The organism is Bacillus cereus group sp. BceL062 (assembly GCF_051780025.1).
Taxonomy (GTDB): Bacteria; Bacillota; Bacilli; order Bacillales; family Bacillaceae_G; genus Bacillus_A; species Bacillus_A toyonensis.
Genome location: NZ_JBPWGY010000061.1, coordinates 1 through 320, shown reverse-complemented (window position 1 = coordinate 320; position 320 = coordinate 1). Strand labels below are relative to the sequence as shown.

The window sequence follows — 320 nt, the reverse complement described above, 5'->3', positions numbered from 1 at the left end:
ATGATTTAGTAAAGAAAATGAATCGTCCGGATTTAGATGCCGATTTGAAAGCTGAAATTAAAGCGATTTATGAGGAAAATGAAGGCCGTTATGGCTACCGTCGCATTCGTGGTGAGTTAACGAATCGTGGTCAAAAAGTGAATCACAAGAAGGTTCAACGCATTATGAAAGAGCTTGGATTAAAGTGTGTTGTGCGTATGAAAAAATAGAAGTCTTATAAGGGGAAAGTTGGTAAAACTGCACCCAATATTTTAGCGCGCAATTTTCATGCAGATGCACCGAATCAAAAATGGGTAACAGACATCACAGAGTTTAAATTG

General features: G+C 37.8%; 1 pseudogene. It reads left to right on the top strand.

Annotation, left to right across the window (positions count from 1 at the left end):
* Positions 1-320 (top strand): annotated as a pseudogene (locus tag ACS2MN_RS31065) (IS3 family transposase); the annotation flags it as partial.